Consider the following 20520-nt stretch of genomic DNA (forward strand, 5'->3'; position numbering starts at 1 on the left):
CAGCTCTCGCGAGGAAAGCGGCCGGTTACAGCACGCGCGTTGCGCCCGCAACCAACGGCGTTAGCTTGGGCGCCGAAGGCGCACGCAGTGAGTCGCGCCCGGAGTTCCTTCTCGACGTGACCGACGCGCCGGACATCGAAGACCCCCAGGCGGAGATCGCCCGGCTGCGCGCCGAGGTGGCGGCCCTGACCGCGCGCGCCGAGGCGGCCGAGGCGGCGGCGGAGCACGACGTTCTGACGCCTGTGCTGAACCGGCGTGGCTTCGTGGCGGCCATGAGCCGGACGATGGCCTACTGCACCCGTTACAAGGTCCCGGCCGTGCTGCTGTATCTGGACCTCGACGGGTTCAAGGCGGTCAACGATGCGCTGGGCCATGCGGCGGGAGACGCGGCCCTCGTGCGGGTGGCGGAGCTGTTGCTGGAGAATGTCCGGGCGACCGATGCCGTCGGACGGCTGGGCGGGGACGAGTTCGCCGTCCTGCTGCTGAACGCCGACATGGATACGGGCAAGGAGAAGGCGGCGGGGCTGAAGGCGGCGCTGGAACAGGCTGCGTTCCAGTGGGACGGAGCCCCGGCGTCTCTGGGCGGATCCTTCGGCGTTCGGGCCTTTGCCGGGCAGGCGGACGTCGAGATATGGCTGGCCGAGGCCGATGCGGCGATGTGGGTCCGCAAGCGCGGACGTTGACCGCGAATTCCCTTCTCCCCCTTGCGGGAGAAGGGAAGGGATCAGGCGATGATGTCCGGCAGGATCCGGCTTTCGATCTGTACGATCTCGTCGCGGAGCAGGAGCTTCTTGCGCTTCAGCCGGGCGATCAGGAGCTGGTCCGGGATCGGCATATGCGACAAGGCCTCGATGGAGGCGTCGAGGTCGGCATGCTCCAGACGCAGTAGCTTCACCTCTGCGTGCAGGGCGATCTCGTCATCGGTCAGAAAGGGTTGGTCGTCGTTCATGCCGGTCCCCGCGAAGGCGGGCTTATACCCGAGGCCGGCTCAGGCCGGAAGGCATTCGGCGAGGATCGTCAGCGCCGGGCGCGGCACGACACGGCTCCAGACCCGGGCGACGGCGGCCAACGCGTCTATTGCGGGGCGGGGCGGGCCCGTGGGCGCGGGCGCCAGGGCCTCCAGTCCGGCCATCAGGTGACGTTCGGCGGCCAGTTCGACGGCCTTGACGGCCTCGCGCAGGCTCTCGCGCGCGCCGTTGTCGATGTCGGGATTGGTGTTCCTGAGCGTGCGGCGAAGGGTGCGCAGCGGCGTGACGGCGGCGGCGTCCCAGGCCCGGGCGCAGTCGCAGGCGCCCTCGATGGCGTCCTCGTCGAGCACGCGGCCGGTCTCGGCGGTCCAGCCGGCCCAGAGCAGCAGGGGGACGTTCTGGCCGGTTCCGTCCTGAAGCTGAAGGCAGGCCTCCGGTACCCCGGGGGCGGCATAGGCTTTCAACGCCCAGTCCCAGAAGCCATTCTGGTCGCTATCGCTCCCGACTCGGTCGCTCGCTGCTTGAGCGTGGTCGCTCACTCCGATACCGGGCTCCTGAGCCCCTCCCAGCGTTTCACCGGCGCCCAGTCGAGGCCGAACAGGTCCAGCGTGCGGCCCACGGACTGGTCGACCATCTCCGCGATCGAGGCGGGTCTGGCGTAAAAGGCCGGCAGGGGCGGGGCGATGGTCGCGCCCATTTCGGCCAGGGCCGTCATGGTGCGCAGGTGGCCGACGTGGAAGGGCGTCTCGCGCACCATCAGGACCAGAGGACGGCGTTCCTTCAGCACCACGTCGGCGGCGCGGGTCAGAAGGGTCGAGGTCACACCGGTGGCGATCTCGCTCATCGTCCGGACCGAACAAGGGGCGATGATCATGCCCAGGGACCTGAACGAGCCCGAGGCGATCGAGGCACCGACATCGTTGAGCTTGTGGACCACCGAGGCGCGGCCGGTCAGGTCGTCAGCGCTGAAATCGGTCTCCTGCGACAATGTGAGCAGGGCGGCGCGGGTGACGACCAGATGGCTCTCGACACCGAGCTCCGTCAGGGCGTCAAGCACCCGGAGTCCGTAGATCACCCCCGATGCGCCGGAGATTCCGACCACGAGGCGGGTTGGCGGGTTCCGTACGGCCAAGTTCACATCATGGTCCAGGTTGGGGGTCAGGGTCTGCCTTGTCCGGAGGATTTTAACGGTCTGTTGACGTCACCGAACCGTGATTTCACAGACCGCAAATCCGGGCGTTCACTGTGTGGTCCGTTAGACATGGAGGCGCAAGCCATGACCATCGAAGCTCGTATCCGCGAACTGGGAAACCGTCACCGCCAGCTGGATGAGACCATCCGCCAGGAGTTCGGTCGGCCCGCCGTGGATGAGTTGCAGGTCAGGGAGCTCAAGCGAAGGAAGCTCCGGCTCAAGGAAGAAATCACCAGTCTGGAGGCCAGGGCGGGCTAGCCCCGGTCTCCGCCAGAAAAGCGAACGGCCCCGGGAGCGATCCCGGGGCCGTTTTCATTCCTCCCCCAAGCGCAGCACAGGGGGAGGGGGACCACAGCGCGCTTGCGCTGTGGTGGAGGGAGCCGGTCCACGTGCTGTGTCCGGGGCTGGCCCCCTCCACCGCTTTGCGGTCCCCCTCCCCCGATGGGGGAGGATTTATTCGTTCGTGCCGAACACCGACGCAGCGGTCGGTTCTGCGGTGCGGCGTTCGCGTTCTTCGGGGACGAACTCCGGCTCGGCGGGTTCGGCCTCGATCGGCTGGAGGGCGGCACCGCCCTTTTTGGCGTCGTCCTTGTTCTTCTTGTCGGCGGCCTTGGAGACCAGTTCGTCCAGCACCAGCTGGCCGACCAGGCCCAAGGTGACCGGGTCGACCGGCTTGATCTGGGGGCTGTTCCAGTGGGTGCGGTTGCGCACGCTGTCGATGGTGGACTTGGTCGTGCCCAGCAGTTTGGCGATCTGGGCGTCGGTCACCTCGGGGTGATTCTTGACGAACCACATGATGGCGTCCGGGCGGTCCTGACGGCGCGAGACGGGCGTGTATTTCGGTGCCGGCTTGTGGGCCTTCAGCAGTTCAGCGTGGCGGCTTACGACGGCCTTCATCCGGTAGGCGTCGTTATCCTGGGCATTGTCCAGTTCCTCGCGGGTCAGCTGACCGCCGGTGATGGGATCCACGCCCCGGATGTCGCGGGCCACGTCGCCGTCGGCGATGCCACGCACTTCCAGCGGATGCAGGCCGCAGAATTCGGCGATCTGTTCGAAGGTCAGTGAGGTGTTGTCCACAAGCCAGACCGCGGTGGCCTTGGGCATCAGGATGTCGGTCATTGGGGCAGTCCCGGAAATGAGGGGCCCGGCGATCGCGGGCTCTGGATACGACGGCGCCCGACCTTTCGGCCGGGCGCTGATGATTTGATATAGGCCTGTTCGGAGCAAAAGAAAACGACGTCTGTCGGTGTCATACAGCAACGGTTCATGCTGATAGTTGGACACTGTCATATCGGACGCGTTCAGCGGCCTCAGAGATCATCTGGAGGAAGACCATGTCTATAGCACTCACCTCGATCGCCGCTCTGGCGATGCTCGCAGGCGGCGCTCAGGAACGCGCCCCGTCGGTGGGCGACGGCAGCGGGCCACAAAGGGTCGCTCCGCGCGGCAGCTTCGCGGACAGCTGCAGTGGATCCTATGTCAACCAGGGTCGGCTCTATGCCGACTGCCGCGACATGCGCGGCAACATCCGTGGCACCTCGATCGAACTGGCGCGCTGCTCGTCCAGCGACATCGGGAACAACGACGGCCTGCTGGTCTGCGGCAATGTGCGCGGCGAGTATGAGCGTGGCAGCGGCGGCGGAAACAACGGCGGCGGCTGGGGTAACGGCGGCAACAACGGTGGCGGCTGGGGCAACGGCGGCAACAACGGTGGCAACAATGGCGGCGGCTGGGGTAATGGCGGCAACAACGGCGGCGGCTGGGGCGGCAACAACGGCCGGAGCAGCATCACCGTCTATGCCGACAGCAACTATCGCGGCTACTCGCAAACGTTCCGCGGTGAGGTCTCGAACCTGAACAGCTCGGGTCTGAACGACCAGATCAGCTCGATGGAGCTGAATGGGGCCTGGGAGGTCTGCACCGACTCCAACTATCGCGGTGAGTGCCAGATCGTGACGAACAGCATCCGCAATCTGAACAGCACGAGCTACAACGACCGCATCTCGTCGATGCGTCCGGCTCGCGGCGGTGGTCGCTGGTAGGAGGCTTCCCCGCAAGCCCCGGCTCGTGACACGGTCACTCGCGGCCTGTGTTGATCGTCAGAACGATCTTGCCGACATGCTCGCCCGCCTCCAATCGGAGGTGGGCGAGTTTCGTTTCGGCCAGGGGGAAGGTCGCCTCGACCGGCGGACGCAAGGCTCCCGAAACGACCCAGGGCCAGACCAACGCCTCCACCGCCGCCGCCAGACGGGCCTTCTCGTCGGCCGATCGGCGGCGCAAGGTCGACCCCGTCAGGGTCGCCTGTTTCATCATGATCCGCATCAGATCGACCTGGGCGAGCGCGCCGCTGAGCGTCGCGATCACGACCCAGCGGCCGCCGGTCTTCAGGGCGTTCAGATTGGCCTCCGCATAGGCCGCGCCGACCATGTCGAGAATGACGTCCGCGCCGCCGGCGTTCCGGATCGCGGACTCAAGGTCTCCTGCCGAGGCATCGAGGCTGACGTCTGCCCCGAGAGCGAGCGCTGCCGCAGTCTTGGCCGCACCCCGCGATGTAGCGATGACGCGCGCACCTGCCGCCCTCGCCATCTGGATCGCCGTGACCCCGATGCCGGAGGTGGCTCCGTGGACCAGCAGGGTCTCGCCGGCCTTCAGCCCGCCGGCCTCGAACATATTGGCGAAGACGGTGAAGACGGTCTCGGGCAAGGCCGCCGCCTTTATGAAGTCCAGACCGTCGGGGATCGGCAGGGCGTGGCGGGCGTCGACGACGGCGTAGTCCGCATAACCGCCGCCGCCCAGCAGGGCGCAGACCCGGTCGCCGACCCGCCAGCGGGCGACGGCCCCTGGCCTGGAGTTTGGGCCGACCTGATCGACCTCACCGGCGACCTCCAGACCCATGATGTCGGACGCGCCAGGCGGGGGAGGATAGCTGCCGGCGCGCTGGAGCAGGTCGGGGCGATTGACCCCGGCGGCGCGCACGCGGATGCGGATTTCACCGACCCCGGCCTGCGGATCGGGGCGTTCGGAGAGGCGCAACGCTTCGGCGGAACCTGAGCCGCCGTCGATCTCGATGACCCGCATATCCGTCCAAGCCTTGCAATCGTCCGTGTCCGGGAGCGTAAATGGGCTTCTTCGGGGTTCTGGCCAAGGAGGCGACGATGACGTTTGAGGATCTCGAACCGCGTCCGCAACGCGGAGCGGCCGTGTCGGCCCTCGGTCGCGAGGATCTCGACCTGTATTCGGTCGATGAACTCGGCGAGCGGATAGAGGCGCTGGAAGCCGAGATCGCGCGCGCTCGTGCGGCCATCGCCGGCAAGGCCGCCAAGAAGTCCGCCGCTGACGCCCTGTTCAACTTCGGCCGCTGATGCGGTTCCGCAGAGGCCCTTTCCGTGGCATGGCGGTTGCAGGCGGACGGCGTGCGGTGCCTTTCCGGCCCGATAGACGAGCGGACCTTCCGGATCACGATGAGTATGGTTGAGTTGATGGGCGACGAGAATCACGCGCCGAACACGGCGTCGCGCGCCGGAGAGATCCGCGATTTCGCGCGCTCCGAACTGTTCGAGCGCACCTTCCAGGAGGGCATGGACCTCGTTGAGGAGACTGCCGCCTATCTGGATGGCGACGGCCGCCGGGACTCCAGGCTGTTGTCGCGCTCCGCCGCCCTGGCCTACGCCGCCGAGAGCATGAAACTGACGACGCGCCTGATGCAGGTAGCGTCGTGGCTGCTGGTCCAGCGCGCGGTGCGCGAGGGCGACATGGCACCGGAGGCGGCGTGCGAGCCGCGCTATCGCCTCAACGAACGCAAGGTCGAGGTCGAGCCGAGCCATCCCGAGATGCCGATCGCCCTAGTCGAATTCCTGGTCCGGGCCGAGAAGCTGCACGACCGCGTCCTGTATCTGGACAAGCGGATGTACCTGGATGCCGCGCCCGAGCCGGACGCGAATCCGGTGTTGAGCCAGCTGGGGATGCTGGAAGCCGCGTTCCGGCCGTAGGTCCGCTACCCTCTCCCCCTGGGAGAGGGTAGCGGACCTACGGCCCGACGTCGTTGGCGACAGCCGTCCCGTCATCCACCACGGTCGGCAGGCTGACGGCGATGCCGAGCGCCTCGGCCAGCTTCTGGTCGCGGCGGTAGACGTCCTCGCGGAAGGCGACGCGACCCTGGCCGTCGACGAATGCGGTCCAGTAGAGCAGGCGCACGGTGATCTCGCGGCCGGTCTGGATGCGTTGCGTGTCGCGGCTGATCTGGGCGTCGTCGAACTCACCGAGCAGTTGCGGATCGGGCGACAGCAGCAGGCGGGCGAACTCCACCGCATTCTGGACGCGGACGCAGCCGTGCGACCGCTGACGCATCGACAGGTTGAAGGCGGCCTTCGACGGGGTGTCGTGCAGGAAGATGGCGTAGCTGTCGCGCAGCTCGAACTTCACATAGCCCAGGGCCGCTCTCGGCCCGGCGCGCTGGATGACGGTGCCGTTGGAGACATACATGTTCTGGCTGGCCAGATAGCCGGGGCCGCGGGGCAGAATCTCGCGCCGGGCGATGCCGGCCGGCACGTACCAGGGCGGGTTGGCAACGACCGAGGCGAAGGGCTTCTCGAGGCTCGGGGTCTGGGTCGCCGGGGCGCCGCAGACGACCCGGTTGGAGTGAACCGGCCGGCCGTCCTTCCAGTAGACCATGATGGCGGCTGCGGTATTGACCTCGATCCGCTCGGGATTCAGGTCGCGCTTCAGCCAACGACGACGTTCCAGGTTCAGGGCGATCTGGCGGGCGCGGTCCTCGGCCGAGGCGCCGAGCGAACTCTGGGTGCCGGCACCGATCCGGCCGTCGGCGGCGAGGCCGTGACGGCCCTGGAAGCCGCGCATCGCGGTCTGCAGTTCCGGGCCATAGACCAGACCCTCGGCGGTCAGGCGAGCGCCGTCGGCGGCGCTGAGGTCGCCCTCGGCCACCAGACGGGCGATCATGACGGGCACGCGGTTGTCGCTGGCACCCGGCTCGATCGTGCCCGAACGGGCAGTGAAGCGCGGCCAGCCGCCCTCGCGGATGATTCGGCGATAGCGGACGTAGCCGGCCGACAGGTTGGTGTAGCCGATGTCGGTCGGGGCGAGGCCCTCGTACCATTCGACGATCTTGTTCTGGACGAGGGCGTCGTTGAGCCCCACCGGCAGATCGACCCGGTTCTTCTCCATCTCCCACAGGTCCTCGACCGTCTCGGGGCGGACGCGGCCCTCGGCCAGGACACGGGCGTAGGTGATGGCCGCGGCAGACGTCCGGATATCCGCGCTGTCGGGATCGGCGGCCAGGCCCACGAAGTCGAAGAAGTCGGAACGTGACAGGCCATGACGCTCGGCGCGAGCCGAGGCCTGGTTCAGGGTGCGCAGGCGGGCGGCGGTCCACATCGGGCGCCAGCCGTTCAGCTCGTAGAAGGTGCGCACGTCGGGCTGGATCGCGGCGGGCAGGCGGGCCAGCTGGGCGTTGAAGGCGGCATAGTAGGGGCTGGTCGGCGCGGTGACGGCGGCCTGGGGCGGGGCACCCATCGGCGCCGTCTGGGCGGCAGCCGAGCCGGCAAGGGCTGAAACGGCGGCACCGAGGGTGAGTTCGCGTCGATTCATGGTCTCTTGTCGCCTTCGTTCGACGCCTGGTGGAGCCCCGTGTCCACGCCCGTGCGTCGGACAGGGCCATGTTATCGACGTTCCGGACAAACAAAAAGCGCCGGTCGGGCGACCGGCGCTCTTCGTGTCGACTATGTCGCACCCGTGGGGTGCGCCAGCTTCCAGGAGACAGCCTGGCGGAGCCAGGCCCGGTCCTACTTCTTGATGAAGCCGCCGAACTTGTTGTTGAAGCGCGAAACGCGACCGCCGCGGTCCAGCATCTGCTGGTTGCCGCCGGTCCAGGCCGGGTGAGTCGAGGGATCGATGTCCAGGTTCAGCACGTCGCCCTCTTTGCCGTAGGTCGAACGCGTCTTGTACGTGTCGCCGTTCGTCAGGGTAACGGTGATGAAGTGGTAGTCGGGGTGCGTATCGGCCTTCATGGTCGTATTCCGGTCTCTGTACGCGGTGACGATGCCGACCGTCGGTGCGTGAAAAATGAGAAAACCCGCCAGAGTCCGGCGGGAATGAGCGACGGCGTTTACACCGCAGGGCGTTCCGGGGCAAGAGCCGCGCATGAGCATGCCCTCGCCGAGCCCTGACGCCTATTCCAGCACGGAGGCGGTCGGACGGCCTGGTGCCGGTGCCGTCCTGGCCGAACAGATGGGCGAGGCGGGCGAGCGGCGCGAGAAGCGCAAGGACGTGCGGCCTCTGCTTCGGCTCTGGCCCTATCTGATGCAGCACCGGCTGGACGCGCTGATCGCCGGGTTCTGGCTGCTGGGCTCGACGGCGGCCTCGCTGGCCCTGACGGCGACGGCGCGGGGCGCGATCGACCACGGGTTCGAGAACGGCGGTGCCGACATCAATCGCTGGTTCCTGTTCCTGGGCCTGAACGCTGTGATCCTGGGCGTCGCGACCGCGGTCCGCTATTTCTACGTCACCAAGACCGGCGAACGGATGATCGCGGACCTCCGGAAGGCCCTGTTCGACCGCATCCTGACGCTTGATCCAGCCTTCTTCGCCCGGATGCGGACCGGGGAGGTGCTGAGCCGGCTGACGACCGACATCGCGCTCGTGGAGACCCTGCTGACGACCTCGGTGTCGTTCGCATTGAGGAATTTCCTGACCCTGCTGGGCGGCGTCGCCCTGCTGTTTGTGGTCAGTCCCAAGCTGACCGGGCTGGTCCTGCTGACCGCCCCGCTGCTGATAGCGCCGATCTTCCTGTTCGGGCGCAGCGTGCGGAAACTGACCGTGAAGTCCCAGGACCGGTTCGCCAACGCCGTGGGCTTCGCGGGCGAGAGCGTCGACGCCATCGAGACGGTTCAGGCCTTCGGCCGGGTGCGCAGCGCCGTCGACCGGTTCGGGGCGGTTGTGGAGGAGGCGTTCGGGGTCTCCATCGTGCGGATGCGCGCGCGGGCGTGGATGACCGCCGTGGTCATCGTCGTGATCTTCGGCGGGGTGACCCTGGTGCTCTGGCTGGGGGCCCAGGACGTGGTGCGCGGCACCATGACCCCCGGCGCCCTGCTGCAGTTCGTCCTGCTGTCGGTGTTCACGGCCGGCGCCGTGGGCGCGCTCGGCGAGAGCTGGGGCGATGTTCAGAAGGCGTCGGGCGCCATGCAGCGGATCGACGAGTTGATGAAGGCCGTGCCCTCGATCAAGGCTCCGGAGGCGCCCGTCGCCCTGCCGAGCCCGCCTGAAGGCCGTGTCGCGATGGCGGGCGTTCGGTTCGCCTATCCGGGGCGGCCGGACTTGCCGGCGCTGAAGGGATTCGACCTGACGGTGCGGCCGGGAGAGACCGTGGCCCTGGTCGGGCCGTCCGGGGCCGGCAAGTCGACCGTCTTCCGCCTTCTGCTGCGCTTCTACGACCCGCAGGAAGGCGCGGTCAGTGTGGACGGGGTCGATGTGCGCGCGGCCGATCCCGCCGAGGTGCGCGGCCGGTTCGCCTGGGTGTCGCAGGAAGCGCCGCTGTTCTCGGGATCGTCATTGGAGAATATCCGCTTCGGCCGCGAGGCGGCTTCGGAAGACGAGGTGCGCCGGGCGGCGGAAGAGGCGCAGGCCCTGATCTTCATCGACGCCCTGCCGGAAGGGTTTGCCACGCCTCTGGGCGAGCGCGGCAAGAGCCTTTCGGGTGGACAGCGGCAGCGTCTGGCCATCGCCCGGGCCCTCGTGCGCGACGCGCCGATCCTGCTGCTGGATGAGGCGACCAGTGCGCTGGACGCCGAGAATGAGCGGCTGGTTCAGGCCGCTCTGGATCAGGCGATGGAGGGGCGCACGACGCTCGTCATCGCCCACCGTCTGGCCACCGTCCTGCGCGCTGACCGGATCGTGGTGATGGAGGACGGTGTCGCGGTCGAGGAGGGCACCCACCACGAACTGGTGGCCCGGGGCGGCCTCTATGCCCGACTGGCCGAGCTGCAGTTCCGCGAGGGTTAGTCCCGCGCCTGAACCGCCACGCCCGGGAAGTCGCTGAATACGGCGTCGACGTCGAGGTCGTAGAACCGACGGATCCAGCCGGAAAGGTCGTCGCGGTAGTCGGTCGGGACAAACATGTCCTCCGCGCGGAAGGTCCAGACGACGACCTTCAGACCCGCCGCGTGCGCATCCTCGACCAGGGTCGTCGGCGTTCCGGCGGTGTCGGCGGGCGTGCGAGGGATGATCAGGGTGGTCTCGACCCCGACGGCGTCGGCATAGGCGGCGATCCCGGCGAGGCCTTCCGGCGTGGCCATGGCGGCGTAGGTCATGTCGGGGTGATCGGCCGGGCCGCCGGACGCCGACATCAGCTGGAGCAGCGGCGCTTCGGTCTGCTGGTTCAGGGACCGCAGGCAGTCGATCTCGAAACACTGGATCATGATCGGACTGTCGGCCGACATCAGGTCGTTGGCGCGCAGAGCCTCGACCAAGGCGGGCTCCATGGGCAGGCCCAGGCCGACGAAGTAGCCCGGATGCTTCAGCTCGGGTGCCACGCCGATGATGCGGCCGGTGCGGGCCGTGGCGGTGCGGGCGATATCGACAACCTCCTGGAAGGTCAGGATCGTTTCGTCGGCCCAGGCCGTGTTGCCGGGCCGCAAGGTCGGCAGCCGTTCGCGGGCGCGCAGGGTCCGCAGCTCGGCGAGGGTGAAGTCCTCGGTGAACCAGCCGGTGGTCGGGACGCCGTCGATGGTCTTCGTCAGGCGTCTGGACGCGAACTCGGGATGTTCGGCGACGTCGGTCGTGCCGCTGATCTCGTTTTCGTGCCGCACGACGAGAGCGCCGTCCTTCGACATCACCAGGTCGGGCTCGATGAAGTCGGCGCCCTGTTCGATGGCCAGTTCATAGGCCGCAGCCGTGTGCTCGGGCCGCTCGCCGGAGGCACCGCGGTGGGCGATGACCAGGGGATGACTGGGCATGGCCAGCTCTTCAAAAGAATGGGCGTTGGCCGGGCCGGCGAGGAGCAGAGCGGCGAGGATGAACCGGATCATGCCGCAGCGGTAGGGGAGGGGTGTGACGCCCCTGTGAACCTCTACGAAGCCTGCAACACCTTGCGCAGCTGCGGGTGCAGTTCGGGGTTGGACGCCAGGACCGAGACCCCCGTCTTCGGATCGCCGTCGTTCTCGATGGTTGTGACCAGACCGCCGGCCTCGGTGACGAACAGGATGCCCGCCGCCACGTCCCAGGGCTTGAGGTTGCGCTCGAAGAAGGCGTCGTAGCGGCCGCAGGCGACCCAGGCGAAGTCCAGCGATGCGGCGCCCAGGCGGCGGATGCCGGCGGTGCGCTGGCCGATGGCGTGGATGTCCTTGATCGACTGGGCATGGCCGGTCTTGCCGATAAAGGGCAGGCCGGTGGAGACCAGGCTCTCCGACAGGTCGCGTCGGCCGGAGACGCGGATGCGCTGGTCGTTCAGATAGCAGCCCTTGCCCTTCTCGGCCCAGAACAGCTCATTGGCGATGGGGTTGTAGGTGACGCCGGCGACGATCTCCGACGAGCCGTCCGGCGCATAGCGCTGCAGGCCCACGGTGATGGCGAAGTGGGGCATGGCATGCATGAAATTGGTCGTGCCGTCGATCGGATCCACGACCCAGGTATGGGACTTGTCGGTCCCCTCGATCATGCCACGCTCCTCGCCCAGGAAGCCGTAGCCGGGACGGGCCTTCATCAGCAGTTCGTAGAGGGTATCCTCGGCCTTGATGTCGGCGGCGGTCACGAAATCGCCGGGCCCCTTGCGCGAGACCTGCAGCTGGGCGACCTCGCCGAAGTCGCGCAGCATCGGGCGGGCGGTCTTGCGGACCGCGTCGATCATGACGGAAACGAGGGCGGAGGCGAGGGCCATTGGGGGGGTGCTTTACGATGTCGGATGTCGGGAGGGACAGAAGTCAGGAGTGCCAGTGCGAGTGAGCAGGGCCGGGCTTTTCTGGCTCACCAGCACTATACACCAGCACCTCGTAGCACGCACGACCCCACCGATCGCCTATTCGGCGCGGCGGACGTATTCGCCGGTCGAGGTGTCGACGATGATGCGCTCGCCGGCCGACATATAGGGCGGGATCATGATGCGCACGCCGTTGTCGGCGAGGGCCGGCTTGTAGGACGAGGAGGCGGTCTGGCCCTTCACGGTCGGCTCGGTCTCGGCGACGGTCAGAACGACCTGGTCGGGAAGGTTGAGGCCGATCGGACGGTCGTCGTGCATCTCGATGACGACCTTCATGCCGTCCTGGAGGTAGGGGATCGAATCCTCGCCGACCCAGTCCTTCTGCAGTTCGATCTGCTCGTAGGTGGCGTCGTCCATGAAGACCAGGGCGTCGCCCTGTTCGTACAGGAAGGAGAAATCCTTCTGCTCGAGCGTGACGCGCTCGACCTTGTCTTCCGAGCGGAAGCGTTCGTTCAGCTTGTTGCCGGTCTCGAGGTTCTTGGCCTCGACGTTGGCGAAGGCGCCGCCCTTGCCGGGCTTGACGTGGCTGGCCTTGGTCACGACCCACAGGCCGTTGTTGTGTTGCAGGACCATGCCCGGCTTGATGGTGTTGCCGTTGATTTTCGCCATGGGAATCACAGGGGTTGGGGCGCTGCCGGTACGGCGCGCGAAATCGGGCGCGATCCCTAGAGGAAGCCGTCCCGGAGGGCAAGCTGAGGCGGGTGGGCGGTGCAGCCCCCTGGCGGCTAGCCGGCCATGGCCAGATGGAAGGCCGCCGCCCGCGCTTTCGCCCGAGCGGCGGCGAAGTCAACTCCGAAACGGGTTATGGATCGACGCAGTTTGCGTAGGTCTCAGGCTCGGCGCACACCCAACTCGTGCCGTTCCAAGTGCATCCGGCGATAAGCAAACAATAGGTTGGATCAGGATTGGCCTGAACCGAGACAGGCGTGAAAGCGGCGGCGAAGACCAAGCCCAGCATAATCTTCCTGAACATCGTGCTTCTCCATCAACAGCGGGATGCTGTCTGAGGAACGGAACCATCTATTGGACAGCTTCAGACAGTAAAAAATGTGATCCGCGGCTTGTTGATTTGCCTTGCGTCTCAACCAAAGGTTATAGATCAGTAATGCGGAAGGATACTCGATCGTAACCGTCCCGCTTCCTGCACGGGCTGGCCAAACACGCCTCCGCCAGTGATTGCCCAAACGGGAATCCGATCTGACCGGTAAACGGCCGTCGCCTATTCGCTCAAACGTACGTCAGGAGTCCGCCCATGTTGATTGCAGCGTTCGCCCTGCTTCTGGCCGCCGCACCTGCGGCCAATGTCATCGGCTCACAGGGGCTTTCCGGGGGTTCGGGGCAGATCGGGTCGGTCGCCCAGGCGACCGACCCGACCGCGACGGAGCTTGAGGACATCGTGGTCGAGGGGCGGCCGCTGGCCGAGGCCACTGCGGACTTCATAGACCGGATCGCAGCCCCGGCTCCGGATCGAGGAGCGGCGACCTGGCATCGGACCGTGTGTATCGGCGTGGGCAATCTGCAACGGGACGCGGCGGAGTATGTCATCGCCCGGATCTCGACCGTGGCCGACAGCCTCGGCCTGGAGCTGGGCCGGCCGGGCTGTGAGCCCCGCGTCTTCGTCGTCTTCGCCACCGACGCTGACGCGGCGGCACGGGACCTCGCGGAGGCCCGGGGGCGACGCCTCCGGATTGGCGTATCGGGCACCGATCTGGGCTCTGCAGCGGTTGACGCATTTGTGGAGTCCGACCGTCCGGTTCGCTGGTGGCAGTCGAGCATCCCGGTCGACGCCGCCACAGGTCGCGTGGTCTCGCGTCTGCCAGGCCAGCGCCCGTTTGAAGCCCCTAGAGAAATGACGAGGCCGGTCGAATTCGGTCCCCAGGGAATCACCGACAGTGCTTCCCGCCTGCGCAGCCCCCTGCGCGACGATCTGGCCCAGGTCATCATCATCGTCGATGTGGACCGGGTCGAGGGGGTCGAGATCGAGGCCCTGTCGGACTATCTGGCCATGATCGCCCTGGCCCAGATCGATCCGGAGGTCGATCCCGGCGCCTATGACAGCATCCTGTCGCTGTTCGCCCCAGCGCGAACGGCCCCGCCCGGCCTGACCGACTGGGACCGGGCCTATCTGCGGGGCCTCTATGACGCCGAACAGACCGCCGAGACCGGCAGCGCGCGGCTGAGGGATGTCTCCACCCAAATGGAGCGGGTCGTCCGGGGACAACAGCAGGGCGAGGACCAACAGGACTGAGGGCGGGCGCGGCAGGGACTTCCCGCCATTGTTAGCCGCTCGTGGTCGCCGGCGTGGGCCACGCAGGCGACCACGGCGTCGCGACCGCCCAGTTCCAGCTGCAGGTCGGCAGCGATGCGATCGATCGCCGACTCGCCGATCCACTCGTCTTGAATGATCTGGTCAAGGTGCTTTGGGCCCCAGCTTTTCGCCACTGGCAGTTCATGACCTCGCTCATCCAGCGGAGCAGGAAGGGTCAGCAGGCCGAGCGGTTCCGGTTCAGATCGGCCCATCGTCGGTGCGCGCGAGATCGGCCGGATCGTGGTCGTAGTCGAGCAGATCGCCGGGGCGGCAGTTCAGGGCCGCGCAGATGCGGGCGAGGGTGGAGAAGCGGATGCCCTTCACCTTGCCCGAGCGGAACAGCGACAGCTGGGTCTCGCTGAGACCCACCTCGGCCGCGAGATCGCGCGCCTTGATGCCGCGCGCGACGATCAGCCGGTCCAGGGTGACGCGGACCGGCATCAGATCATCTCGTCCAGCTCGGACTGGATGCGATCGGCCTGATCCACGACGCGGCCGAGCAGGAACAGGGCCCCGCCGATCATGCCGAGGGTCATCGAGGCGACGTCGAAATAGGCATAGCTGCCATGAGCGCCGCCGAACACGCGCACGATATTGGTGATCACGAAGACGCTCAAGAGGCCGCCGAGACCAAGCGCAATGCCGACTTTCCGCAAGGCCTGGGCGAGGATCGGCTGAATCAGGCGGCCCCTGGCGACCTGTCCCATCGCCGATCCGATCGACCAGACAGCGAACAGATAGAAGAGGGTCGGCGTAGCCCACAGAGCCTGCTCAAGCACCGCTTCCACACGCGCGCCCGCCGGTGCCTCTCCCCGCAGCGTCACGACGACCGGTGCGATGACGTACATCAGCACGAGGACCGCTGCCACGCTGCAGACCATGAAAAATGCCAGCCAGCGATAATGCCCGCAAAGGCGGCGGAAGCGGGTGAAGTCCTGGGTCGTCATGGATCGCTGATATCCTGTCTCATCTTTAATCTTGACTTAAAGACGCCGGTTTCGCAACTTTATATCTAAGTTAAACGAAACGAGGGGTCCGGACATGAAGGCGGCGATCGAGACCGAGGGGCTGACACGACGGTTCGGCAGGCATCTGGCGGTGGACGCCGTGTCGATGATCGTGCCGGAACGGGCGGTCTATGGCTTCCTCGGGCGCAACGGGGCGGGCAAGACCACGACCTTGAAGATGTTGCTGGGCCTGCTCAAGCCGACGGCGGGCTCGGCCCGGATCTGCGGCGTCGACGTGGCGCGGGACCGGATCGGCGCCGCGCGTCAGGTCGGGGCCCTGCTGGAGGCCCACGGCTTCTACGGCAACCTGACGGGGCGCGAGAACCTCGACCTGACGCGGGCGCTGCTCGGCCTCCCGGCGACAGAGATCGACCGGGTGCTGGAGGTCGTCGACATGACCGGGAACGGCCGCCGGAGGGTCTCGGACTATTCGCTCGGCATGCGCCAGAGGCTCGGTCTCGCGCGGGCCATGCTCGGCGCGCCGCCGGTGCTGGTTCTGGACGAGCCGACCAACGGGCTTGATCCCGACGGTATCGCCGACATGCGACGCTTCCTGAAGGACCTACCGGATCGCACGGGTGCGACAGTGCTTTTGTCGAGCCACCTGCTGGGCGAGATCGAGCAGACAGCGACCCATATCGGCATCGTCCACGACGGGCGGCTGGTGCTCGAGGGCGAACTGGCGGTGCTGAAGGCGGATCTGGTGCCGGAGATCGGCCTGCGCGTCGACGATCCGGAACGGGCGAGCCGGGTGCTGAAGGGCCACGACCTGACCCTGGCAACCGACGCCGCCGGACTGGTCGCACGGCTGAGGCCTGGCGCTGACCACGATGCGGCGACCGCCGCCCTGAACCGCGACCTGGTCGATGCGGGGGTCGGCGTCTTCGCCATCGGCCCGCGCAGCCCCTCGCTGGAGGGTATCTATCGCAACGTCACCGCGCCGCGAGACACGGCCGCACGCCAACCGGAGACCGTCTGATGCTCGCTGTCCTGTCCGTCGAAATTCGCAAACTGAACCGGTCCCTGGCCGCCGTGCTGGCGGTCGCCGCCCCGTCGCTGATCGCCGTCTTCGACTTTTTCATGATGCTGCGCGGCACCGCGCCCCAGCCGTTGGAGATGTGGATGTTCAGTTCGATCGGCATCTGGGCCTTCTTCATGCTGCCGATGAGCGTGACCGCCCTGACGGCCCTCGTCGCCCATATGGAGCACGGCCCGAAGTCATGGGACCACCTTCGCAGCCTGCCCCTGCCGCGCTGGCGCCTCTATGCGGCCAAGGCGGTGATGGTTCTGGCCGTGGTCGCGATCATGAGCGTGCTGACCCTGGTCCTGAGCTGGGGCGCGGTCATGCTGGCCGCGACGATCAAGCCGGACCTGACGCCCACGGGGCCGTTCGAGCTGGGCCGATACGCCGCGACCATGGGCAAGGTCTTCCTCGCCGCCATCCTGATGGTCTCGATCCAGCTGTGGATCGCCCTGCGGTTCGCCAGTTTCGTGCCGGCGCTGGTGGTCGGGATCGGCGGGACCTTCTTTGCGGTCGTGGCGACGTCGGCGAAGCAGGGGGTCTTCTTCCCCTGGCAGATGCCGGTGAACATGCTGGGGACCGAGGCCTGGCGCGTGAACACGGCGCTGGGGCTGGGCTGCGGGCTGGGGCTGGCCGTTCTGGTCCTCGCGGTCGCCCATCTGAGCCGCCGCGAGGTGTTGTAGGTCAGTTGCCGGTGGCGGACTTGTCCGGGGCGATCTCGGTCATGGCCGACTGCAGATAGTTCTGCTCACCCAGCTGTTCGATCAGTTTGAACTGGGCCTCGAGGAAGTCGATGTGCTCCTCGGTGTCGTTGAGAATGCGCATCAGGATGTCGCGGCTGACAAAGTCGCGGGCGGCCTCGCACTGGGCCACGCCGGCCATCACCGTCTCCCGCCCACCCAGTTCCAGCTGCAGGTCTGCGCCCAGGCATTCGACGGCGGTCTCGCCGATCTTCAGCTTGTGCAGGTCCTGCATGTTGGGCAGGCCGTCGAGGAACAACACCCGCTTGATCAGCATGTCGGCGTGTTTCATCTCGCCGATGGATTCGTCGTAGATGATCTGGCCGAGGTGCTTCAGGCCCCAGCTCTCGAACATGCGGGCATGCAGGAAGTACTGGTTGACCGCCGTCAGCTCGTTGGTCAGCACCGCGTTCAGGGTGCGGATGATCGCGGGGTCGCCCTTCATGGCCGTCTCGTCCTTGCTCTCGGTGCGGCCCCGTCGGAGCCGTTCATGTTCGGGGCATAGCACAGGGAAAACGCCTGTGTTCAGTTGCGAGTGCTTATCGGAACATTGATATTGCGAATGATTTTGGCCCGCAGGACGCCGAACCTACTCGGCGGCGAGGGCGTAGGTTTCGCGGGTCTCCGAAATCATCTGGCGCATTTCGCAGACGCATTTGGCGCACTGGGCTTCGCATTGATTGCGCTGGAAAACTTCGCGCGGGCGGGTCGCGCCCGCCTCGATCGCGCGCGCCACGTCGCGTTGTCTCAGACCGTTACAGTTACACACGTACAAGGTGGGCCGCCCCGAAGCGTCAGTTGCGATTGGTTCTCTATAGCAGGTCTTCGGGCGATTGCAACGCGTTCGCAACGCAGATGGTTGACGGCGGGCTCCGTCCGTCGCACCTGCCCCTCATGTCCGCGCCCGCCTGCCAGCTCTATCTGATCACCCCGCCCGTCATCGACGACCTGGAGGCGTTCGCCGACCGGCTGGAGGCGGCCCTGGATGCGGGACCGGTCGCCGCCTTGCAGATCCGTATCAAGCCGGCGAGCGACGAGGCGATCATGGCGGCGGTGCGACGGCTCGCCCCGGTCGCCCAGAGCCGGGGGGTGGCGGTGATCCTGAACGACCGGCCTGACCTCGCGTCGGCGCTCGGCTGCGACGGCGTGCACGTGGGGAACGGCGACGCCTCGGTGGCCTCGGCGCGCCGGATCATGGGCAAGAACGCGATGATCGGCGCGACCTGCCACGACAGCCGCCATCTGGGCATGGAGGCGGCGGAGCAGGGGGCCGACTATGTCGCCTTCGGCGCCTTCTATCCGACCCCTACCAAGGACACTGCTTATCGGCCGGAACCCGACATCCTCACTGTCTGGCAGGAGACGATGGAGATCCCGTCGGTGGCCATCGGCGGCATCACGATCGACAACGCCGCGCCCCTGGTGGCCGCAGGCGCGGACTTCATAGCGGTCAGCGCCGGGGTATGGTCGCATCCGCGGGGACCCGCGGAGGCCGTCCGCAGGCTTACGGCCATCCTGGTTGGTTGATCCTGCTTCAGGGGATATTAGGAAGCTGTGGTTAAGGGACCATCAGTCTCCCCACCCAGAGTTGCTTTCAATGCCTCAATCCCGCGCGATAACCGCGACCGATGCGGAGGCCATCGAGTCCGCCGCAACCGCGCGTTCGGGCCGGACATCCACGGCCGCTGCACTGTTCGCACAGCCTCTGGTCCCGATGCTGACGGTTCTGGCCGTCACTGCGCTGGTGATCGTGGCGATTTCGACGGCCCGCACGGCCGACACGGTCGCGGCTCTGTGGGCGGCCAACGGTCTCGCCGTCGCCGTCTGGCTCAGAAGCGGCCGGGGCGTCGGCTACGATCTGGCCTTCGGCGGGCTGATCGCCTTCGGGGTCCTCGCCGGTGAGTTCCTTGCCGGCAACGGCCCGATCCTGTCCGTCGGGTTTACGGCGATCAACATGCTGGAGATCGTACTGGCCGTGTGGCTGGCCCGGCGGTTCGCTCCCACCCTTAACCTGGCCACAGTCGAAGGCGCATGGCGGTTCATCCTTTGCACCGCGGTCGTCGCCCCCGCTGTCGCGGGACTTGCCGCCGGGGCCTTCCTCATGGTGACCCGAGGGGCGCCGTTCATGCCCACCTTCCAGACCTGGTGGTTCGGCCACGCCCTGGGCCTGGCGGTGGTCGGATCGTTCATTCTGGCCGTCGACAAGCGGGCTGTCAGGGCCATGTTCAACCCGTGGCGCGCGGTCGAGACTGTGCTGATCTTCAGTCTGCTGATCGTCGTCTGCGTGACGATCTATTTCGTGGTCGACATGCCGCTGGGCTTCGTCATGGTGCCCCTGCTCATCGTCATCGCGGCCCGACTGAGGGTCATCGGGGCGACCGCCGCCCTGGTGGTCATTTCCGTGATGTCGCTGAGCTCCCTGAAGGCAGGCGCTGGCTCCTGGCATCTGGTCACCGGTGATCTGACCGAGCGCGCCGTTCTGTTGCAACTGACGATCCTGTTCGGGTATCTGCCGATCCTGCTGGTCGCCTCGCTGCTGGAGGAACGCGACCGTCTGTCGGCGCGGGCCAGGGCGGGTCAACTGCGGGCCGAAAAGGCCTCGGCCGCCAAGTCACGCCTGCTCGCCAACGTCGCCCATGAGATCAAGAGCCCCATCGGCGGCGTCATCGGCATCGGCGACCTGTGGTCGACCGGCCAGCTCGGCCCTGTGACCGAGACCCAGGCCGAGATGGCCGCCATGCTGGTCAAGACGGCCCGTCAGGTCGAGGCCCTGTCGCACGACCTGCTGGACGTCGCGCGCGCAGAATCCGGTGCGGTCAAGGTCGAGATGCGCCCGACCGACATCCCGGGCATCCTTGAAGACGCGCGACGGACGACGGCGATGCGGCCGGAAGCCCGGATGCTGTCGATCCAGGTCATCTGCGAGGGCGACGGTCTGGTGGCCCTGGCCGATTCCCAGCGCCTGGCCCAGGTGATCGACAATCTGGCTACGAACGCCGTCAAATACGGCGCGGCCGGCGGAGAGGTGCTGTTCCGTGCCCGTCGTGTCTATGACGGCGTCCGCATCGAGGTCGTCGACAAGGGGCCCGGACTGTCTCCCGAGAAGCAAGCCCAGCTGTTCGAGCCCTTCAACCGGCTGGGGCTGGAGCGGTCGGCGATCGAGGGGCACGGCATCGGCCTGGCCCTGGCCAAACTGCTGGTCGAGCTGCAGGGCGGGTCCATCGGCGTGGAGTCCCTGGCGGGCGAAGGCGCGACCTTCTGGATCGAACTGCCCGCCGCCTGACCCCTGATATTCACTG

General features: G+C 67.2%; 25 protein-coding genes. 11 read left to right on the forward strand and 14 right to left on the reverse strand.

All coding sequences use genetic code 11. The annotated features are described in order from the left end of the window. The first annotated feature begins 116 nt into the window (after positions 1-116). The gene (locus tag ACW18A_RS06050; RefSeq protein WP_492023896.1) at positions 117-683 is read left to right on the forward strand and encodes a GGDEF domain-containing protein; all 567 of its coding nucleotides are present in this window, start codon (positions 117-119) and stop codon (positions 681-683) included. Positions 684-724: 41 nt separating this feature from the next. Here the strand turns inward: ACW18A_RS06050 and ACW18A_RS06055 are convergent, their stop codons facing one another. The 3 genes from ACW18A_RS06055 to ACW18A_RS06065 are packed head-to-tail and all read right to left on the reverse strand — an operon-like array spanning position 725 to position 2106. Beyond that, the gene (locus ACW18A_RS06055; RefSeq protein WP_492023897.1) at positions 725-949 is read right to left on the reverse strand and encodes a YdcH family protein; all 225 of its coding nucleotides are present in this window, start codon (positions 947-949) and stop codon (positions 725-727) included. Between the two features lie 39 nt (positions 950-988). Further along, entirely contained in the window at positions 989-1507 is a 519-nt protein-coding gene (locus ACW18A_RS06060; protein ID WP_492023898.1) for a TIGR02444 family protein, read from the reverse strand. Next, the gene (locus ACW18A_RS06065; protein WP_492023899.1) at positions 1504-2106 is read right to left on the reverse strand and encodes a UbiX family flavin prenyltransferase; all 603 of its coding nucleotides are present in this window, start codon (positions 2104-2106) and stop codon (positions 1504-1506) included. The genes ACW18A_RS06060 and ACW18A_RS06065 overlap by 4 nt, the downstream gene beginning before the upstream one ends. Positions 2107-2244: 138 nt before the next feature. On the opposite strand from ACW18A_RS06065, the gene ACW18A_RS06070 reads away from it, so the two are divergent. Beyond that, a complete protein-coding gene (locus ACW18A_RS06070; RefSeq protein WP_492023900.1) occupies positions 2245-2418 on the forward strand; it encodes a YdcH family protein in 174 nt (57 codons plus the stop codon). 195 nt (positions 2419-2613) lie between these two features. Here ACW18A_RS06070 and ACW18A_RS06075 read toward each other — a convergent pair whose 3' ends face one another. After that, positions 2614-3279, reverse strand: a complete 666-nt coding sequence (locus ACW18A_RS06075; protein ID WP_492023901.1) for a DUF1013 domain-containing protein — start codon at positions 3277-3279, stop codon at positions 2614-2616. Between the two features lie 215 nt (positions 3280-3494). On the opposite strand from ACW18A_RS06075, the gene ACW18A_RS06080 reads away from it, so the two are divergent. After that, positions 3495-4202 carry a beta/gamma crystallin-related protein gene (locus ACW18A_RS06080; protein ID WP_492023902.1) on the forward strand — a complete coding sequence of 236 codons (708 nt, stop codon included), beginning with the start codon at positions 3495-3497 and terminating at the stop codon, positions 4200-4202. Positions 4203-4236: 34 nt separating this feature from the next. On the opposite strand, the gene ACW18A_RS06085 is transcribed toward ACW18A_RS06080, so the two are convergent. Continuing rightward, positions 4237-5238, reverse strand: a complete 1002-nt coding sequence (locus ACW18A_RS06085; protein WP_492023903.1) for an NAD(P)H-quinone oxidoreductase — start codon at positions 5236-5238, stop codon at positions 4237-4239. Positions 5239-5279: 41 nt separating this feature from the next. Between ACW18A_RS06085 and ACW18A_RS06090 the strand changes: the two genes are divergently transcribed. Beyond that, the gene (locus tag ACW18A_RS06090) at positions 5280-5522 is read left to right on the forward strand and encodes a DUF1192 family protein (RefSeq protein WP_492023904.1); all 243 of its coding nucleotides are present in this window, start codon (positions 5280-5282) and stop codon (positions 5520-5522) included. 117 nt (positions 5523-5639) lie between these two features. Beyond that, the gene (gene rcdA, locus ACW18A_RS06095; RefSeq protein WP_492024346.1) at positions 5640-6149 is read left to right on the forward strand and encodes a protease adaptor protein RcdA; all 510 of its coding nucleotides are present in this window, start codon (positions 5640-5642) and stop codon (positions 6147-6149) included. 37 nt (positions 6150-6186) lie between these two features. On the opposite strand, the gene ACW18A_RS06100 is transcribed toward rcdA, so the two are convergent. Next, the gene (locus ACW18A_RS06100; protein WP_492023905.1) at positions 6187-7764 is read right to left on the reverse strand and encodes a L,D-transpeptidase family protein; all 1578 of its coding nucleotides are present in this window, start codon (positions 7762-7764) and stop codon (positions 6187-6189) included. A gap of 194 nt (positions 7765-7958) precedes the next feature. After that, on the reverse strand, positions 7959-8183 hold the full coding sequence (rpmE, locus tag ACW18A_RS06105) for a 50S ribosomal protein L31 (protein WP_309627925.1): 225 nt from the start codon (positions 8181-8183) through the stop codon (positions 7959-7961). Between the two features lie 139 nt (positions 8184-8322). Here rpmE and ACW18A_RS06110 point away from each other — a divergent pair, with 139 nt between their 5' ends. Continuing rightward, positions 8323-10173 (forward strand): ABC transporter transmembrane domain-containing protein, encoded by a 1851-nt coding sequence (locus ACW18A_RS06110; protein ID WP_492024347.1) that lies wholly within the window; start codon positions 8323-8325, stop codon positions 10171-10173. Here ACW18A_RS06110 and ACW18A_RS06115 read toward each other — a convergent pair. The 3 genes from ACW18A_RS06115 to efp all read right to left on the reverse strand — a co-directional run bounded on the left by ACW18A_RS06115 (position 10170) and on the right by efp (position 12754). Continuing rightward, positions 10170-11198, reverse strand: coding sequence for a glycerophosphodiester phosphodiesterase (locus ACW18A_RS06115; protein ID WP_492023906.1), 1029 nt, complete (start codon positions 11196-11198; stop codon positions 10170-10172). The genes ACW18A_RS06110 and ACW18A_RS06115 overlap by 4 nt on opposite strands. 41 nt (positions 11199-11239) lie before the next feature. Continuing rightward, positions 11240-12046: an inositol monophosphatase family protein gene (locus tag ACW18A_RS06120; protein ID WP_492023907.1), complete on the reverse strand. Its 807-nt coding sequence runs from the start codon at positions 12044-12046 to the stop codon at positions 11240-11242. Positions 12047-12184: 138 nt separating this feature from the next. Further along, positions 12185-12754, reverse strand: a complete 570-nt coding sequence (gene efp, locus ACW18A_RS06125) for an elongation factor P (RefSeq protein ID WP_492023908.1) — start codon at positions 12752-12754, stop codon at positions 12185-12187. Between the two features lie 643 nt (positions 12755-13397). On the opposite strand from efp, the gene ACW18A_RS06130 reads away from it, so the two are divergent. Further along, the gene (locus ACW18A_RS06130; RefSeq protein WP_492023909.1) at positions 13398-14393 is read left to right on the forward strand and encodes a hypothetical protein; all 996 of its coding nucleotides are present in this window, start codon (positions 13398-13400) and stop codon (positions 14391-14393) included. Between the two features lie 258 nt (positions 14394-14651). Here the strand turns inward: ACW18A_RS06130 and ACW18A_RS06135 are convergent, their stop codons facing one another. Together ACW18A_RS06135 and ACW18A_RS06140 are read right to left on the reverse strand one after the other, a co-directional pair. Continuing rightward, positions 14652-14894 (reverse strand): helix-turn-helix domain-containing protein, encoded by a 243-nt coding sequence (locus ACW18A_RS06135; protein ID WP_492023910.1) that lies wholly within the window; start codon positions 14892-14894, stop codon positions 14652-14654. Further along, positions 14894-15400: a DUF2975 domain-containing protein gene (locus ACW18A_RS06140; RefSeq protein ID WP_492023911.1), complete on the reverse strand. Its 507-nt coding sequence runs from the start codon at positions 15398-15400 to the stop codon at positions 14894-14896. The genes ACW18A_RS06135 and ACW18A_RS06140 overlap by 1 nt, the downstream gene beginning before the upstream one ends. 94 nt (positions 15401-15494) lie before the next feature. Between ACW18A_RS06140 and ACW18A_RS06145 the strand changes: the two genes are divergently transcribed. Together ACW18A_RS06145 and ACW18A_RS06150 are read left to right on the forward strand one after the other, a co-directional pair. After that, complete coding sequence (locus ACW18A_RS06145) at positions 15495-16439, forward strand: ABC transporter ATP-binding protein (RefSeq protein ID WP_492023912.1); 945 nt, start codon at positions 15495-15497, stop codon at positions 16437-16439. After that, complete coding sequence (locus tag ACW18A_RS06150; RefSeq protein WP_492023913.1) at positions 16439-17164, forward strand: ABC transporter permease; 726 nt, start codon at positions 16439-16441, stop codon at positions 17162-17164. The genes ACW18A_RS06145 and ACW18A_RS06150 overlap by 1 nt, the downstream gene beginning before the upstream one ends. Position 17165: 1 nt before the next feature. Here the strand turns inward: ACW18A_RS06150 and bfr are convergent, their stop codons facing one another. Together bfr and ACW18A_RS06160 are read right to left on the reverse strand one after the other, a co-directional pair. Continuing rightward, positions 17166-17666, reverse strand: coding sequence for a bacterioferritin (bfr, locus tag ACW18A_RS06155; protein ID WP_426041210.1), 501 nt, complete (start codon positions 17664-17666; stop codon positions 17166-17168). A gap of 144 nt (positions 17667-17810) precedes the next feature. Beyond that, the gene (locus ACW18A_RS06160) at positions 17811-17996 is read right to left on the reverse strand and encodes a (2Fe-2S)-binding protein (RefSeq protein WP_492023914.1); all 186 of its coding nucleotides are present in this window, start codon (positions 17994-17996) and stop codon (positions 17811-17813) included. Positions 17997-18115: 119 nt separating this feature from the next. Here ACW18A_RS06160 and thiE point away from each other — a divergent pair, with 119 nt between their 5' ends. Together thiE and ACW18A_RS06170 are read left to right on the forward strand one after the other, a co-directional pair. Then, positions 18116-18748: a thiamine phosphate synthase gene (gene thiE / locus ACW18A_RS06165; protein WP_492023915.1), complete on the forward strand. Its 633-nt coding sequence runs from the start codon at positions 18116-18118 to the stop codon at positions 18746-18748. A 70-nt stretch (positions 18749-18818) separates the two neighbouring features. Beyond that, positions 18819-20504, forward strand: a complete 1686-nt coding sequence (locus ACW18A_RS06170) for a sensor histidine kinase (RefSeq protein WP_492023916.1) — start codon at positions 18819-18821, stop codon at positions 20502-20504. Positions 20505-20520 lie beyond the last annotated feature (16 nt).

The sequence above is a fragment of the Brevundimonas sp. AVps5 genome (assembly GCF_058681515.1).